This window comes from Paenibacillus sp. P36, from assembly GCF_045866505.1.
In the GTDB taxonomy this organism is placed as follows: domain Bacteria; phylum Bacillota; class Bacilli; order Paenibacillales; family NBRC-103111; genus Paenibacillus_E; species Paenibacillus_E chondroitinus.
On sequence record NZ_AP038372.1, the window covers coordinates 1,310,448 to 1,326,075 of the forward strand.

The following is a 15,628-nucleotide window of genomic DNA, read 5'->3' on the forward strand; positions in this document are numbered from 1 at the left end:
TTTCATTATGGTTAACTCATACTTCTTTAACATTTGATTGTTATTCTCTCAGTATACCCGTTGTTAACCAGTAAAAGCGAATACGAATCTTTCATTTATGAAGTGAGGTTATCGTCATGACTAAAAAACCTTGGTCCACACAAGAATTGGACAAGTTAATTCGACTTTCATCAGAGTGCCCTCCCGTTGTAATTGCCAAAGAATTATCTCGTCCTGTCACATCTGTACGTAAAAAAATGCGCGAAATTGGCGTAAGCTACGTAACCGGCGAGCAGTGGAAAAAAAGTCAGATTCAATATCTGATCTCGGATGAAGGAGCTTCATACACGAACAAGAATAAATTGACACAGGCTCCGAAGGAAAATGATTTTGAATCTCCCGTGCTCGACGAATTCTGGACAACCTTAGTGAAAATGGCCAGAGTAGCGAAGAAGAGGGGGAAGCGCGTAGATGTCCTTTCGTTTATCGATACTTACCGGAAGATTCGTATCGGAGGTTAAGAAAATAGGAGATACATAAAAGGTGAAATCCGTTATAACGAGATTTTACCTTTTTCTTTTGCTCAAATCCTTCTAAACTGAAAGTACCAAAGACATCTAGGAGGTCAAATGCAAAGAATTCCCTTTTTTTCGGTGATTAGTAAGTATGACACAGCGATATGGGTTCGAGTCGTGGGCACGATTCTGACATCGTTAGCCGGTTTTATGATGAGACCCTATCTGGTTTTTTATTTGTATGACAAGTTGGACGGTTCCGTGTTTTTATCCATGTTAATCGTAGGTCTACAGCCCTTATGCGGAATATTCGTAAACTTATATGCAGGCAGCCTGAGTGACAAGTACGGGCGGAAGCCAATGATGCTCGCAGCGCTCCTTATTCAAGCCTTCGCTATTGGTGGATATATATTTGCCAGCCACGTATGGGAGTTTGCGCTTATTTCCATTGTTAATGGAATTGGACATGCGATGTATGGGCCTGCTGCCAATGCTCAGATTTCGGATGTTGTGCCGGAGCAGAAGCGAGCTGAGGTTTTTGCTTTATTGCACACGGCTTTAAACATGGGATCAGCATTTGGTCCGCTTTTAGGCTTACTCTTGTTTACCATGAATCCGTCGATTATCTTCCTGGCTTGTTCGGTTACACTAGTTGCTTATGCGGGCTTAGTCATATGGAAGGTCCCAGAGACGATGCCTGTTAAAAGTGAAGAGGTGTTGGCTGCCGCAAAAGCAAACAAAGTCAAAATTAAATGGTCGGAGCATAAACCACTGCTGTGGATTACTTTTCTGGCCATGCCGGTATCCCTTTTATACGCGCAAGTTGAGTCTACATTTCCTTTACATCTACAGCAAAATTTCGAAAATTATAAATCGGTCTTTGCGACGATTATTACTTTCAATGGGTGCGTAGTCATCGCGCTGCAGCTGTGGATCGCAAAACGAACAGAGCACGTCCCTGCTTATATTGTCGTGGCTGTCTCTTACATGTTGTTTGCAGTTGTATCCATCGGTTACGGATTTGTTCCTTATCTTGCGATTTTGCTTTTTGTTGAATTTTTATTTACCATTGGTGAAATGTTGAACGGTCCTCATATTCAAAAAGTGATTTCCGTGATTGCCCCAGTAGAGCATAGAGGTTTGTACTTCTCCGTGTTCGGAATGAATTGGCAGTTATCTCGTGCCATCGGCCCTGTCCTGGGAGGATTGCTATTCAGCCATTATGGCGGAAAAGTGATGTTTGCCGTCGTAGGCGTCATTCTCATTGCTGCCGGTATTGCGCAAACGAGATATATCCGAAGCTTAAATCGTAAGCAGGAAGAGCCTGCTGTTGAAGGTGTGCTGCAAGTATAAACTAAAGTTCGTTAATATTAACGGTATGGAAGCCTGGCATCTTAGGATGCTGGGTTTTTTATTGTTTTGTAAGACATCTGTAAGTTTCCTTTTAAAAGGATGAGGTATAATTATACTAGCTTGAGGAGGTATGTCTGTATGGGAACGTTAGTTCTTGTTGTGGATGATGAACCAAATATTATAGATGTTTGTACTGTTTATTTGCAGAGGGAAGGTTATCAAGTCATTTCCGCAATGAACGGCGAGGAAGCGATCAGGCAATGGCGGCAGCACAATCCGCAGTTGATCGTGCTCGATCTGATGATGCCCGGTAAAAACGGATGGCAAGTTTGCGAAGAAATCCGCAATGAGCGGGACGTTCCCATCATCATGCTGACGGCGCTGGGGGATGAGATGGACCGGTTGATGGGACTCACGATGGGGGCTGACGACTACTTGACGAAGCCCTTTTCCCCGCGAGAGCTTGTGCTGCGAGTGAAAGGGATTTTGCGCAGGATGCAGCGTACTTCGATGGAGACTGTGGTTAATGCAGAGGCAGCACTGCCTGCCCATATATTGAGATACCCTGGACTCGAAATCAATGTGCTTCATCGCAGTGTCCGCGTCCTCGACAAAGACGTCGAGTTGACTGTGAAGGAATTTGAGCTGCTGCATTTGTTCGCAGCCCATCCGGATCAAGTGTTTTCGCGAAACCAATTGCTGAGTAAAGTGTGGGATATTGATTATTACGGGGATACAACGACCGTAACGGTTCATATCCGCCGTTTAAGAGAGAAACTGGAGCCTAATCCTTCTGAGCCGCGCTTTATCAAAACGGTGTGGGGCATCGGTTATAAATTCGAAGGGAGGGAGCCATCCTGAAGCTTCGATTATATTTGCTCATTGCAAGCGGAGTGAGTACAGGGATCATCTTGCTTACGCTGCTTATTTGCTACCATTTTATGCTGCTTCACTGGAAGGATGTTGTGATTCTGTCGACCGTTACCTTAGGTGCGGCTGTCGTATCGATGGGTATCCATTACATCATGACACGCCCACTGGAAAAAGCTATTCATGCCATTACTCAGGAAACGACTCGCATCTCAGAAGGCCATTTTGAGGGCGTGGTGCCTCATATCGGGCCAGTTGAATTTCAAAGACTAGCGGAACAGTTCAACCGCATGAGCGGGAAACTGAAAGAAAGTTTCAGTAAATTACGAACAGCCGAGATTTCTCGCAAGGAGCTTGTGGCGAATGTGTCACATGATCTGCGAACGCCAATGTCTTCAATTAAGGCTTTCGTAGAAGCATTGGAAGACGATGTCATTCAGGATAAAGCGACCTTCGAGCGTTATCTCCGAACGATCCGTTTGGAAACGGGACGATTAGACGGATTGATCCAGGAATTATTTAAGCTTTCGCAGCTCGATGCAGGTGGAAGCGACTTCGTGCCTGAGCCGTATCATGTTGATCAGCTCCTGGTGGATGGTCTGCAAAGCTTGGCTTTTCAGCTGGAAGATAAGCAGTTGCAAGTCGTTGTAGACCTGCCGGAGTACTTGCCGCCTGTGACCATTATGCCTCAGGAAATGAAGCGGGTTCTGGCGAACATATTGGGCAATGCCATACGTCACTCCCCTGTTGGCGGCAGCATTACAATTAAAGTGGAACAGCTGCCGACCTCTTTTCTAAAGCTGCAGATTCAAGATCAAGGCGAGGGAATCGAGGAAAGGGATGCGGACAAAATATTCGACCGGTTTTATCGCTCGGACCCATCACGAACGCGTACTAGTGGGGGAGCCGGACTCGGTTTGGCGATTGCTAAGTCCATCGTCCAGCTGCATGGCGGAACAATCGGTGTGGATAGCCGAGCGGGCAAGGATGAGGGGAGTGGCAGCACGTTCTGGTTTACCATTCCTATTGAATAGGGCGCTTCAGCTGAAATAGGGGAGATTCTGAGCAGATGGAGAAGTCGGTATTTCAGGGGACTAGCGGCCAGGGCAGTTCTGAGGATGGAGCGCACTCTGTAATTTTAGCGAGTTGTAAGCTTTTTTTAAGATTTGTACGTTATGATTAGAGGTATAAACTATTGGTTGAATAGGATGTGGGCGTATGGAGTCGAAAAGAGGTTGGTTAAAGCAATCCTTTGGCAAGCGTCTTAATGCTATACATAGCTGGAATGCCTGGGTTCTCCTGCTGCTGACCATAACGGGCATTGTACTGAGCATAGGGGCGATTCGCGGGGATTTGGGGATTGTCCGAGTGTCGTTGAAGCAGCTTCATATTTATTTGGGTGTCGCTTCTATTTTATTGATGGTCCTATACGCGCCAATGATTCGCAAACATTGGCGGCAGATTCGCACGCGCCGTAATCAACGCGCGAATCTGGTCTTCGTGCTGGCGCTGCTGGTTGGCTGGGCAGCGTCCGGGGTGGTGCTGTGGCAGTTCCGTCATCTGCCACCCGCTTTAAACAATACGGCACTCCTCATTCATGACCTGCTGACCTGGGTCGGAGTGCCGTATGCCGTGTACCACGCCATCTCGCGCAGCAGATGGCTGAAGCGCCAGCAGCGGCTGGATCAAGCCGCCGCTGCCTCAGTTAAGCCGCCGGCTGTGCAGCCGGCGGCAGCGCCTCCCGTGGCGGCGTCTGACGCCACGGCGGAGCGCTCAGCAGCACAGGCGGTTATCGCCGCGCTGAAGGCGTCGCCGATCACACGCGCCTCGTTCCTGCGGCTTGCCGCAGGACTGGTGCTTGTGATCGCGGTCGGCCCCGCCTTTTATCGCTGGATAAAAGGCGCTTTCGACACCGGCGGTTCGTCGACCGCCGAGTATGTCGCAGGTGACGGCAACAGCATGCTGCCGCCGCCTGCGCCACTGCCGGACTCTGCCGCTGTGGTCGGCGGAGGAGCGCAAGGGAATTTCCGTATTTATACGGTGACGGAAATTCCGGCTTTTTCCTCGGAGACTTGGCAATTTGCGATTTCCGGTCTAGTGGATAAACCTGCTGTTTGGAACTGGGAAGAGTTTCTGAAGTTGAAACGAACGGTACAGGTTAGCAACTTCCATTGCGTGACTGGTTGGTCCATTTATAATTGTACGTGGGAAGGCATACCGCTTAAGCAGTTTTTAGCAGCAGCGGGTGTGCAGTCCAAGGCGAAATTTGTGAAATTTTATTCCGGCGATAAGGTGTATACCGATGCCCTTTCGTTGGAACAAGCTGAAGGTGACGACATTATGGTAGCTGTGATGCTGGATGGCAAGCCGATTCCACAAAAATTAGGAGGTCCGGTCCGGCTGATCGTTCCTCAGATGTATGCGTATAAATCCGTCAAATGGCTCCAAGCGATTGAGCTTATTGAGAAGGAGCACATGGGGTATTGGGAAGTTAGAGGCTACGATAATGATGCTTGGGTGGATCGATCTAACAATGCGTAATGGGAATGAAATGGCAAGAAACTGAAACTGACTTTCCGGGTGGTTTTTGATATAGTTATGTCAAAGAACCTGCTTGGAAATGAGGAATAACGTTGGAAATCGTATCGGTGAATGTGGGCCAACCACAAATTGTTGAATATCAAGGCAAAGAGCTGGTCACGGGCATATACAAGTCCCCGGTCAGCTCATCTTTGTATGTGTCCAAAACCCAATTGGACGGGGACGGGCAAGCCGATTTAACGGTGCACGGCGGCGTTGATAAAGCACTGTGTGTTTACCCCGAGGAGCATTATGCTTACTGGGAGGAAGTGCTTGGCCACAAGCTGGAAGCGGGTGCTTTTGGTGAAAATTTGACGGTGCGCGGTTTTCTCGAAACGGACGTTTGCATTGGCGACATTTATGCTATTGATGAAGTGATTGTTCAGGTCTCGCAGCCGCGCCAGCCTTGTTTTAAAGTAGGCAAACGCCTGGAGTGGGCCAAAACCCCGCTGCACATGCAGGAAACGGGATATACCGGTTTCTATTTCAGGGTTTTGCAAGAAGGATTCCTCTCCGTTAATTCCGAAGTGAAGCTTGTCGCCAAAGATGCTGACGGCGTAACGCTGGCCTATGCGAATCAAATCAAATATCACGATAAAATGAGCAAGGATGGAGCTCAACGTCTCGTACAGACGGAAGCTCTATCAGAAAGTTGGAAGAAATCCTTCACAAAACGATTGATGGAACTCGAGTCATGATGACAGGTGTTATTTTGGCCGGAGGGCTCAATCGCCGCATGGAAGGAAGAAGCAAGGCGCTGCTTCCTGTTCAAGATCAGCCCTTGCTTCTTCGTCAGCTTACGGAAATGTCCCGTATCTGCAACCAGATGATTGTCGTATCGAATGAACCCGAGGCGTTCCAATTACTTCTAGCATCTAATTCCATGCCTTTGAATGTACAATGGGTGTCAGATATATATGTTCAAAAAGGGCCGCTAAGCGGTATTCATGCAGCTGCGCAAGCCGCAACCGAACAATTCATGTGGATTGTTGGATGTGATATGCCTTTTATTTCATCCGAAGCTGCAGAAGCTATGAGACAATTGTGCCAAGAAGCTAATGTTGATGCGGTTATTCCGGTCATAGATGACAAGGTTCATCCGCTCCATGGGATTTACTCCAGATTAGTTGGTTCTGAGGCTGAGGTGTTATTAAAGAAGGAACAATATCGATTGATGGGATTGTTGGATCATATCGACTGGTTGCCTGCGGAGAATGCTTTTTTTGAAAAGTTAAATCTATCGTCAAAGTTTGTAACGAATGTGAATACACCGGATGAATACAAGTTTATGTTAGAGAATCTATCATGAGTGTAGGATTTAGTTATTAAATGTGTCATAATGGACTGGAGAGAAGGTGAACTTCATGCCGAAGCTGCTGATGGATCGTTTTGGACGCATGCACGACTACTTACGAATATCAGTTACGGATCGCTGTAATCTTCGTTGTGTATATTGTATGCCCGAAGAAGGAATGGAATTTGAACCGGATGACAAGCTGTTAACATTCGAGGAAATCACCGAGGTTGTTCGCGTGCTGGCAGGACTGGGAGTCCGAAAGCTGAGATTAACCGGAGGAGAACCGCTTGTGCGTAAAAACCTGGAACAACTGATTGGTATGCTCTCCCAAATACCCGGGATTGAAGATATTGCGTTGACAACGAATGGGATTTATTTTGCTTCAAGAGCTGAAAAGCTTCGCGCAGCAGGATTAACCCGTGTGAATATAAGCCTGGATTCCTTGAAAGCAGACCGGTTCTCACTCATCACCCGAGGTGGCGATATTAACCGTGTTCTGGCCAGCATTGAAGAAGCTTATCGTGTGGGCATTACCCCGATCAAGTTGAATGTTGTCCTTATGAAGGGCATGAATGATGACGAAATTGAAGACTTTTTACAAATGACGATGGATCGTCCGATTCAAGTTCGGTTCATAGAATATATGCCGATCGGGCATCAGGATGAGGCGTGGAAAAGCCGCTATTTGCCTTTGTCGACCGTATTGGATCGCTGTAAGGAAAAGGGTTGGAATGCGATAGCCTCGGACGCCGTGTATGGGAACGGGCCTGCTCAAAACTTCCGGATTGAAGGCGCTCAAGGTTCATTCGGGCTCATTCATCCGATCAGCGATCACTTCTGCGAGACCTGCAATCGCCTGCGAATTACGGCAGATGGTAATGTGAAGCCATGCTTGTATTGGTCAGATGAATTCAATGTTCGGACTTATATTGGGAATGATTCGGCAATGGAAGACCTTTTCTTCCGTGCTTTGGATATCAAGCCGCAAAATCATGAAATGGCGCAGGCACTGCTGAATGAAAGCCAGTCTCATACACCAACACTTCGCCGGATGTCGCAAATTGGCGGTTAGCCCATAGGAGGAACGGACGTTAGTGAATAGCGATGTGAAGCTTAAATTCGGGCGCAAAGTCATTTCGGTGGAAGAAGCTCGAAGCGTGCTTTCCGAGTATGTCGAACTTACTGAAACGGAAATTGTACCGTTGTCCGCTGCGTTCAACAGGCGATTAGCCAAGGATATTTATGCCGATCATCCCGTGCCTCATTTTCGCCGATCCGGCGTGGACGGATACGCGGTTTGCGCTGCGGATATTGAACAGGCATCGCCAGAAAATCCTGCTATTTTGCGTGTCATTGAGCATATTCCAAGCGGAACGGTTCCTGAGCTTACTGTGTATTCAGGTGCTGCATCCCGGATCATGACGGGAGCGCCTGTTCCAGATGGAGCGGATTGCGTGGTGATGCTGGAAATGACGGATGCACTTCCCTTACTGGACGCGGGGGTAAGCTCGACTCAGGTCTGCATTAAGAAAAATATACCCGTGGGCAGCAACATAACTCCTATTGCCGGGGAAATAGCCGCGCAGGAGTTATTGCTTCCGCAAGGATCACAAATCGGGCCTGGTGAAGCGGCGATATTAGCGACTTTTGGTTATTCCTTCGTGACGGTTTTCCGCAAACCGAGGGTAGCGATTTTTTCAACAGGCTCTGAGTTATTGAATGTTGAGGAAGCGCTGCAGCCTGGACGAATACGTAACAGCAACAGCTACATGCTTGCTGCGCAAGTCGAAGCAGCGGGCGGAGAAGCGGTGATTATGCACGCGCTCTCGGACAATGTAGAAGAGGTGGAAGACGCTCTGCTGGAGACATTAGGCAAAGTTGATCTTGTTATCACCTCCGGCGGTGTCTCTGTTGGTGACTATGATGTTCTGGTGAATTTGTTTGGAAGGTTTGCGGGTAAGCTCCTGTTTAATAAAGTGGCGATGCGGCCAGGCACGCCGACGAGCGCAGCCTTTTGGGAGAATAGGCTTCTGCTCTCGCTCTCCGGTAATCCGGGCGCATCGTTTGTAGGCTTTGAGCTATTTGCCAAGCCGCTGATTAAAGCGATGTCAGGCTGCCTATCTCCTTGCCCCGAAGCCATGACAGCTTATTTGGATGTGGATTACGACAAAGGCTCGGCATTCCCGCGTTATGTCCGAGGGACAACGCATGTCGAGAATGGTTGTTTGCGGGTTAAGCCTTCCGGCATTGATAAGTCGAGCATCATGGTTTCCATTAAAGATGCGGATTGTTTGATTCAACTGCCTGCCGGAGGCTCAGGTTTTGCGAGGGGCGAACGTGTTCTTATCTATCCGATCAAATAAAAAAAGACCTGCCGATCACTCATCTTCTTTCAAAGAAGTTAGTGCAAGCAGGTCTTTTTACAAGGAATAGTCAGGTTGGAATGAAGGCAAGATTAGATTGCGAAAGTAGCCAAGATGATAACAAGCAGAACATAAAGGACAAGAACGACACCTACAGATCCGTATCCAGATCCGTATCCAGTACCACAACCAGCTGCATATGACATAGTATCCCCTCCGGTTCTTAAGTATTTAAGTGGGTTGAATCACTATACATCAACATCATATGACGTAGAGACATTCGTTGATTGGACGTATGCCCTGATTTCTAAATGGAGAACGCCTAAATAGGCATAGGTATTGTCAATGATTTTCCAGTATACTTGTACATGAGGTGATACATAATGAGTGAAATTCGAACATTGGAACAACAGGAATTGCCGGAGAGTCTTGCATTATCCCAGTTTGCTTTTCAATATGAACTGAGCGCAGAAGAGCAGGAAGACCGCAGCAGTTGGACAGATCCGAAGCAAATTTGGGGCTATTTTGTTCAGGGGAAACTAGCTGCTAAGCTTCAAATTAACCAATTTCATACGTGGCTGAATGGTCAGCGTTTTGCCATGGGCGGTATTGCGGGAGTAGCAACTTGGCCGGAGTACAGGCGCAACGGAATGGTCGCGAAGCTGCTGCTTCAAGCGCTCAAGGTGATGAAAGAGCAAGGGCAGACCGTCTCCTTTCTATCTCCGTTTAAGTTCGAATTTTATCGGAAGTATGGCTGGGAGACGTATATTGACTACCTGAAATATGAAATTCCTGCGGATAAACTTCCAAAATTCTATGCTCCAGAAGGCAGTTCAATCGTTCGTGTGACGAGGGAATGGGAGCTTTTGAATCCTATTTATGAACAGTATGCCCTGCAATTCAATGGAATGATGGAGCGGGACGCAAATTGGTGGAACAATCGATATTTTAAAAACAAAAAAGGTACGGTAGCCCTCTATGTTAATGCCAAGGGTGAACGGACGGGGTACGTCTTTTATCAAGTAAAAGAGTATACGGCGACCATTCATGAGATGGTGTTTTTGGATGAAGAAACGAGACGCGGGTTATGGAAGTTCATAGCGGATCATGATTCCATGATCTCGAAGGTGGAGGTTAAAGCGCCAGCGGATGATCAGCTTCCTTTCTTGGTGCATGATCCTAAGTTCAAGCAGGAGAAAATAACGTATTTTTCGGCGCGTATTATCGATGTGGAAGCTTTCCTGAAACAGTATCGGTTTGAACCGCGCAAAGAGGTTGAGCCGATCTATTTGCGAATTTCTGATCCGCATGCGGACTGGAACGATGGCGTTTTCCAATTGCAATTCACTGGCAGCGGTGGGGAAAAAGCGGAGGTCATCAAGTTAGCTGAGGGTGAGCAACCAGCGGATGAGCGTATACTGAGCTGTAGTATTCAAACGTTGACTGCCTTATTTATGAGTTATCAAAAGGCGGGCTTTATGGCCAAAATCGAGCGGCTTCAAGGCTCGCAGGAACTGGTTACTCGGTTGGAAGCGGCAATTCCGCAGCGTACGACGTATTTGGCGGATTTCTTTTAGGATTCGGTCCCGGTGTTCCGGGGCCGTTTTTTGTTAGTGCGCTTTCTCTCGGAAATTTCAGCCTAGAACGAGGGAATAGAGGACTCCAGTTCCCCTCGCTGGATCAGAAGCGAGCTTTTCAAACAAATAGCGGACTGTAGTTTCGCTGAGAGGTCTTCGTGCGGGCTTCACTCGCACTGCATTTGCACAGCACACGCATCGCACATCCCCCGACCTATAAGGGAACTGTGGGGCTCTATTTCAGGGGATTGAGTGTTTTGTAAGCAAATAACTCGGCGCAGGAGCAAGATACAAGCAACGGCTAGCATCCTGATATTCACGGGCTGTTCGTCAAAATTAAAAAACCCGTGATTATCACGGGTTTAGTTTGTACACTTTTACAGTTTGGAAGCCGAATTTGCGTAAGGACTGCTGGGAGCCTGGAATGTAAATGTCAATGCGTTTGCCTTTGATGGAACCACCGGTATCCGTTGCATAAGCATACATGCCGCCTTTTGGCAGGCCGTTGAAATCATAACCTTCTATATAGAGCTTAGATCCAAGTGGAATAACCGATGGATCTACAGCGACGGTTCCGATTCCTAATGGATTCCCCATATAGTCCAATGCTCCAAAGCCTCCATTTTCAGAAGGATCAGCGGAGTAAGCTGTTGACTCAAATAGCTCATAATCAGGTGCGTGATGATTGCCGTCTTTACTTAAAATCGCTAGATTGCTGCTTGCATCCCACTGAACGGGAATGTCGGAAGCATTGCTTAAGAACCGAAGCGGCACGTAGACACGTCCGTTTTGGAACTCAGCGTGTGTGTCCATCTCGACAGGAGTGCTATCGATTTCGGCCTCTTTTTGACCTGACACCAAGGAAATAGAATGCTTGTCATTGTTCAGTGTGACTTTAATTGCGTCGCCTTCCTTTTGCCATTGTACATCATAACCCAGTTTCTCAGTTACGAAACGGATCGGTACTTGTGTAGCGTGGTTGTCATCCAAATAAGGCTGGGCATCCGGAAATTGAACCAGGTCATCGTTGACTTGCACTTTCACGTCCATACTCGCGGCTTGTGCATAAGCATGTCCCGAAAATGGGGAAAGAAAGCCTCCTGCCAAAACTGTGAAGGACACAGCAAGGCACGCTAACCCTTTTGTAAACATATTCAATTGGTAATCCTCCTTCAAAATGAGCCTCCGAGGTTAGTTGACGGGTTCGGGAAGAAGGTTCTCCCTAGTCTGCTCTGCGTACAGAGCAAATATTCACCCCATGTAAATCGTCCCCCGTACCGGCACTTTGTCTGTGCACCGGACTCGGCTTCAAATATTCTATCATTGATAGAATAATGGAAACAACGCCCAAAATATGGTTAAAGGTCTTAGACCATACTGGACTTAGGTCTAGGTACAAAAACAGTCGGGAGTCCGTTTTGACGTGAATCCATTTCGGCTACGATAGTAGCAAGAAGATTACGCGAAGGGCGGTGCAATAGTGAGCATGAATCGATCAAAAAGTTGGGCGCTCATTCTGATAGCAGTTGGCTTTCTCATTTGTATGCATCAAGTTGGCATGCATTTTCATGTCATGGGACTGCTGGTTCCTGTGGCGATGGTGGGGCTTGGTTATGTGGGGATAACTCATGGCAAGAAGATGGGATGGCTGATTTTTGGCATTGGCGCTTTGATATTAATTACAAAATTATCTGGATTCCTAGCGATTGTGTTTGCAGTGTGGTTAATGTATTACGGCTATCGCATGCTAAAAAAACCAAACGATTCGGCGGAGTTCAGACTTTAATCAACAGGAACATAGGGGGTGTGGATGATGAGCGTATTTGATCGAATTGGTAAAATGGCCGATATGGCCTGGCAGGAGGCAGCAAGCAAGCTGGACCTGCATGAACGGGGAGGCGGCCACTCCAGCCATTCCAGCCACGCTGGACACGCGGGAGCATCGCGCGGCATAGCCGAGCTGGAGGAGCGCTACGAGGAGGCGCTGCAGCGTACGATTGAGCTGCGCAAGCAAAGCGTCGACGCGCAGGAGATGGCGCAGCTGCGCGCCGAGCAGGCCGAGCTGGCCATGCGCGCAGGCGACGAAGAGCTGGCGCGCATGGCGCTGCAAGAGAAGCTGCGCTTGGAAGCAGCCTGCGCGCAGTACCGCGCGCAGTACGCGAGCAGCCAGGACGTCTGCCTGGCGCTCGCAGACGAGCTGGCGGCGCTGCGTGCCGGCCGCACAGCAGGAACAGGACAGCCGCGAAGCGGGCTGTCCAAGGAAGAAGCTCGCGAAGCATTGCGCGAGCTGGAAGCGACCGGCCGCGAGCTCGGCCGGGAAGCGCTGCAGGGCTTGCGCGTGGCGGGGCGCGTGTCGAAAGAGACGCTGAAGGAGGCCGGCAGCAACCTCAAGCAAGAGATGCGCAAGCTTCAGCAGGATTGGCGCGACAAGAAATAAGCCTCGCGTGATTGTACTGCGCTGCGCACAGTATGCGGCGCAGTCGGGTTCCGGCCTCCATTCCTCATGCTAGAGCCTTGCTGGGCAAGGATTTGCATCTTGGAGGCTGTCCATTCTTATGGTATGCTAGGAATCTATATGAACGAATTAATCGGCAGCCAGAGGAGGTGCAGCGATGGGCGAAGAAACTAAAAACAACCGCAACCGGAATACAGCTCTTGTGCTGATTGGCGCCGGTCTTTTTTTGCTTCTGGATCATACGATAGGCTTTTTCCCCATTCTTGCGATAATCCTCGTCTTGCTGGGCATTCATCGGGTCCGTTCCCGCAAAGAGCGCAAAGGTTTTGTGCTCATCGGAGTAGGGGCTGTGATTCTGTTTGGTGATCATATTACGATTGTTTTATCTATCGTTTTGATTTCATTAGGATTCTTTTTCATACGGTCCAAGCAAGTGCATAAAGATGACACCTATATTCAGAAGCAGAAGCTGATGGACAGCGTTCGCTTGGGGCGTGAGCCTTGGATCATGCGCAATAGTTCAACGTGGTACATTATCGGGGAGACGTATATCGATCTCTCGCTTGCCATACTGGAGCAAAAGGAAACAACGCTTATTCTGCAAGGTGTGATAGGCGATGTAGATATAAAGGTACCAGATGATATTGGCGTCTCCGTAGGAGCATCCGTTACATTTGGCCAAATTCAAGTTGCAAGTGAGCGTGAATCAGGCGTAATGAACAAATTACAGTGGCAATCGTCCAATTATGAGAGCTGCGACCACCGCGTGAAACTTGTGCTTTCGTATATTGTAGGAGATATTAAAATTAAAGTGATGTAACGTCTAGAGGAGGTTCAGCGCATATTGGACGGCTATAAACGCAGATTAACAAATATGATATGGCGCAGTATGGCTGAATCGATTATTTTTAGTTTTTTTGTATTTGGCGCTATCATCTATTTCATGAACTCAAACAATCTAATCACACCATTTACGAGCTGGCAAGAAGGTGTGAAATTCGTTTTCATGGCCATCGTGATTATCGGAGGCATTGGTGCAGGGTACGGTTACTGGAACAGCTCACGGATTACACGCCGGCTTGAGCCGCTGATGGAGACGATGATTTTGCTTGAAAAAGGGACCTTCGCCCGCGAAGGCTTCCAGAATGGCGAAGATGAGATCGGGCGTCTCGGCGAGCAGCTCGGTCGCATTATGAAACGTTGGGAAGAGCAGGTTACTTCCCTGCAGCGACTATCTAACAATAATGCCGAGCTTGCGGAGAAAGCGAAATTGTCGGCTGTTATTGAAGAACGGCAGCGATTAGCGCGGGAGCTGCACGATGCGGTCAGCCAGCAATTGTTCGCGATTTCGATGACCGCAACGGCTGTTGGCCGGACTTTGGACAAGGATTTCGAGAAAGCCAAACGGCAGATTCATCTGATTGAGGAGATGGCTTCTGTTGCGCAATCGGAGATGAGGGCGCTGCTGCTTCATTTGCGGCCTATCCATTTGGAAGGAAAACGATTGTCCGAAGGGCTTGTTGAGCTTCTCAAAGAGCTGGCGGCCAAGGTGCCGATGGCGATTACGTGGGATATGGACGAAGAGATTCGTTTAAATAAAGGCATTGAGGATCACCTGTTCCGGATCGTACAGGAAGCTCTCTCGAATGCATTGCGTCATTCCAAAGCGAATAAGCTCGAGGTTAAGCTGCTGCACCGCGCTGACGGCGTTCGCCTGGCGATCCGCGATGATGGTGTCGGTTTTGAACTGGATGCGAAGAAGCTTACCTCCTACGGCATCGTATCGATGAAGGAGCGGGTTAACGAAATTGGCGGCTCTGTTGACATTATTACGGCTCCTGATCGGGGTACGCGTATCGAAATTCGAGTGCCGATTCTAGCTACAGATGCAGTGGAAAATGTATAGTTGGTTCGTGTTGTTAATTGATGGTGATGGTAGTGGAATATAGGAAAACAGTTCTGCTGACGAGAGGAGAAGCAAATGGACGATACATTGATTAAAGTCTTGCTTGTCGATGATCATGAAATGGTGAGGATCGGGCTTGCCGCTGTTCTGGGAACAGAAGATGGCATTGAAGTGGTCGGAGAAGCCAGCAACGGTCAAGATGGCATTCGGTTGGCCCAGGAATATCGACCGGATGTCGTGCTGATGGATTTGGTCATGGAAGGCATGGACGGGATCGAAACAACCCGGAAGCTGCTGCAGCTGTATCCGGAGTGTAAAGTCATTGTGTTGACTAGCTTCTTGGATGATGAGAAAATGTATCCAGTGATTGAAGCTGGAGCCTTCAGTTATTTGCTCAAGACGTCTCGTGCTTCCGAGATTGCTCAAGCGATTCGAGCCGCGGCCAAAGGGCAATCCATTCTAGAATCTCAGGTTGCCTCTAAGATTATGAACCGTTTCAGACAGCCTAAGGCGGCAGCGGAACCGCATGAAGAGCTGACGGATCGGGAAATGGAAGTCCTGCGGCTGATCGCCAAAGGGAAGTCGAACCAGGAACTGGCGGATGATTTGTTTATCGGTGTGAAAACAGTGAAATTTCACGTCACGAACGTACTCGCCAAGCTTGGTGTGGAGGATCGAACACAAGCTGCCATCTATGCTTTTAAGCATGGCTTGGCTGAGTAGCAACATGGGA

At 48.4% G+C, this 15,628-nt stretch carries 17 protein-coding genes and 1 riboswitch; of the genes, 15 read left to right on the top strand and 2 right to left on the bottom strand.

Translation table 11 applies throughout. From position 1 onward, the window contains the following. The first annotated feature begins 116 nt into the window (after positions 1 to 116). From ACKTT9_RS06060 to glp, 9 genes are all read left to right on the top strand, one after another. Positions 117 to 500 carry a hypothetical protein gene (locus ACKTT9_RS06060; protein WP_157319738.1) on the top strand — a complete coding sequence of 128 codons (384 nt, stop codon included), beginning with the start codon at positions 117 to 119 and terminating at the stop codon, positions 498 to 500. A gap of 108 nt (positions 501 to 608) precedes the next feature. Continuing rightward, complete coding sequence (locus ACKTT9_RS06065; RefSeq protein ID WP_407870870.1) at positions 609 to 1,847, top strand: MDR family MFS transporter; 1,239 nt, start codon at positions 609 to 611, stop codon at positions 1,845 to 1,847. A 138-nt stretch (positions 1,848 to 1,985) separates the two neighbouring features. Continuing rightward, positions 1,986 to 2,708 carry a response regulator transcription factor gene (locus ACKTT9_RS06070; protein ID WP_407870871.1) on the top strand — a complete coding sequence of 241 codons (723 nt, stop codon included), beginning with the start codon at positions 1,986 to 1,988 and terminating at the stop codon, positions 2,706 to 2,708. A gap of 32 nt (positions 2,709 to 2,740) precedes the next feature. Then, positions 2,741 to 3,751, top strand: a complete 1,011-nt coding sequence (locus tag ACKTT9_RS06075) for an ATP-binding protein (RefSeq protein ID WP_407870872.1) — start codon at positions 2,741 to 2,743, stop codon at positions 3,749 to 3,751. 184 nt (positions 3,752 to 3,935) lie between these two features. Further along, entirely contained in the window at positions 3,936 to 5,258 is a 1,323-nt protein-coding gene (locus tag ACKTT9_RS06080) for a molybdopterin-dependent oxidoreductase (protein WP_407870873.1), read from the top strand. Between the two features lie 86 nt (positions 5,259 to 5,344). Next, positions 5,345 to 5,995, top strand: a complete 651-nt coding sequence (locus ACKTT9_RS06085) for an MOSC domain-containing protein (RefSeq protein ID WP_407872975.1) — start codon at positions 5,345 to 5,347, stop codon at positions 5,993 to 5,995. Continuing rightward, entirely contained in the window at positions 5,992 to 6,606 is a 615-nt protein-coding gene (locus ACKTT9_RS06090) for a molybdenum cofactor guanylyltransferase (RefSeq protein WP_407870874.1), read from the top strand. The genes ACKTT9_RS06085 and ACKTT9_RS06090 overlap by 4 nt, the downstream gene beginning before the upstream one ends. Positions 6,607 to 6,661: 55 nt before the next feature. Continuing rightward, complete coding sequence (gene moaA, locus ACKTT9_RS06095) at positions 6,662 to 7,666, top strand: GTP 3',8-cyclase MoaA (RefSeq protein WP_127453177.1); 1,005 nt, start codon at positions 6,662 to 6,664, stop codon at positions 7,664 to 7,666. Between the two features lie 22 nt (positions 7,667 to 7,688). Continuing rightward, positions 7,689 to 8,957: a gephyrin-like molybdotransferase Glp gene (glp, locus tag ACKTT9_RS06100; RefSeq protein ID WP_407870875.1), complete on the top strand. Its 1,269-nt coding sequence runs from the start codon at positions 7,689 to 7,691 to the stop codon at positions 8,955 to 8,957. A gap of 92 nt (positions 8,958 to 9,049) precedes the next feature. Here the strand turns inward: glp and ACKTT9_RS06105 are convergent, their stop codons facing one another. Beyond that, complete coding sequence (locus ACKTT9_RS06105; protein WP_127453175.1) at positions 9,050 to 9,163, bottom strand: sporulation protein YjcZ; 114 nt, start codon at positions 9,161 to 9,163, stop codon at positions 9,050 to 9,052. A 177-nt stretch (positions 9,164 to 9,340) separates the two neighbouring features. On the opposite strand from ACKTT9_RS06105, the gene eis reads away from it, so the two are divergent. Next, a complete protein-coding gene (gene eis, locus ACKTT9_RS06110; RefSeq protein WP_407870876.1) occupies positions 9,341 to 10,534 on the top strand; it encodes an enhanced intracellular survival protein Eis in 1,194 nt (397 codons plus the stop codon). A 354-nt stretch (positions 10,535 to 10,888) separates the two neighbouring features. Here the strand turns inward: eis and ACKTT9_RS06115 are convergent, their stop codons facing one another. Then, positions 10,889 to 11,686 (bottom strand): stalk domain-containing protein, encoded by a 798-nt coding sequence (locus ACKTT9_RS06115; RefSeq protein WP_407872976.1) that lies wholly within the window; start codon positions 11,684 to 11,686, stop codon positions 10,889 to 10,891. A 13-nt stretch (positions 11,687 to 11,699) separates the two neighbouring features. Then, a riboswitch (cyclic di-AMP (ydaO/yuaA leader) is annotated at positions 11,700 to 11,852 on the bottom strand. Positions 11,853 to 12,020: 168 nt separating this feature from the next. On the opposite strand from ACKTT9_RS06115, the gene ACKTT9_RS06120 reads away from it, so the two are divergent. The 5 genes from ACKTT9_RS06120 (at position 12,021) to ACKTT9_RS06140 (ending at position 15,618) form a co-directional block, all read left to right on the top strand. After that, positions 12,021 to 12,320, top strand: a complete 300-nt coding sequence (locus ACKTT9_RS06120; RefSeq protein WP_407872977.1) for a LiaF transmembrane domain-containing protein — start codon at positions 12,021 to 12,023, stop codon at positions 12,318 to 12,320. Positions 12,321 to 12,344: 24 nt separating this feature from the next. Next, entirely contained in the window at positions 12,345 to 12,971 is a 627-nt protein-coding gene (locus ACKTT9_RS06125) for a PspA/IM30 family protein (protein WP_407870877.1), read from the top strand. A gap of 175 nt (positions 12,972 to 13,146) precedes the next feature. Beyond that, positions 13,147 to 13,809 (top strand): cell wall-active antibiotics response protein LiaF, encoded by a 663-nt coding sequence (liaF, locus tag ACKTT9_RS06130; RefSeq protein ID WP_127453167.1) that lies wholly within the window; start codon positions 13,147 to 13,149, stop codon positions 13,807 to 13,809. A 24-nt stretch (positions 13,810 to 13,833) separates the two neighbouring features. Then, positions 13,834 to 14,895, top strand: a complete 1,062-nt coding sequence (locus ACKTT9_RS06135; protein WP_407870878.1) for a sensor histidine kinase — start codon at positions 13,834 to 13,836, stop codon at positions 14,893 to 14,895. Between the two features lie 75 nt (positions 14,896 to 14,970). After that, positions 14,971 to 15,618 (top strand): response regulator transcription factor, encoded by a 648-nt coding sequence (locus ACKTT9_RS06140; RefSeq protein ID WP_127453164.1) that lies wholly within the window; start codon positions 14,971 to 14,973, stop codon positions 15,616 to 15,618. Positions 15,619 to 15,628 lie beyond the last annotated feature (10 nt).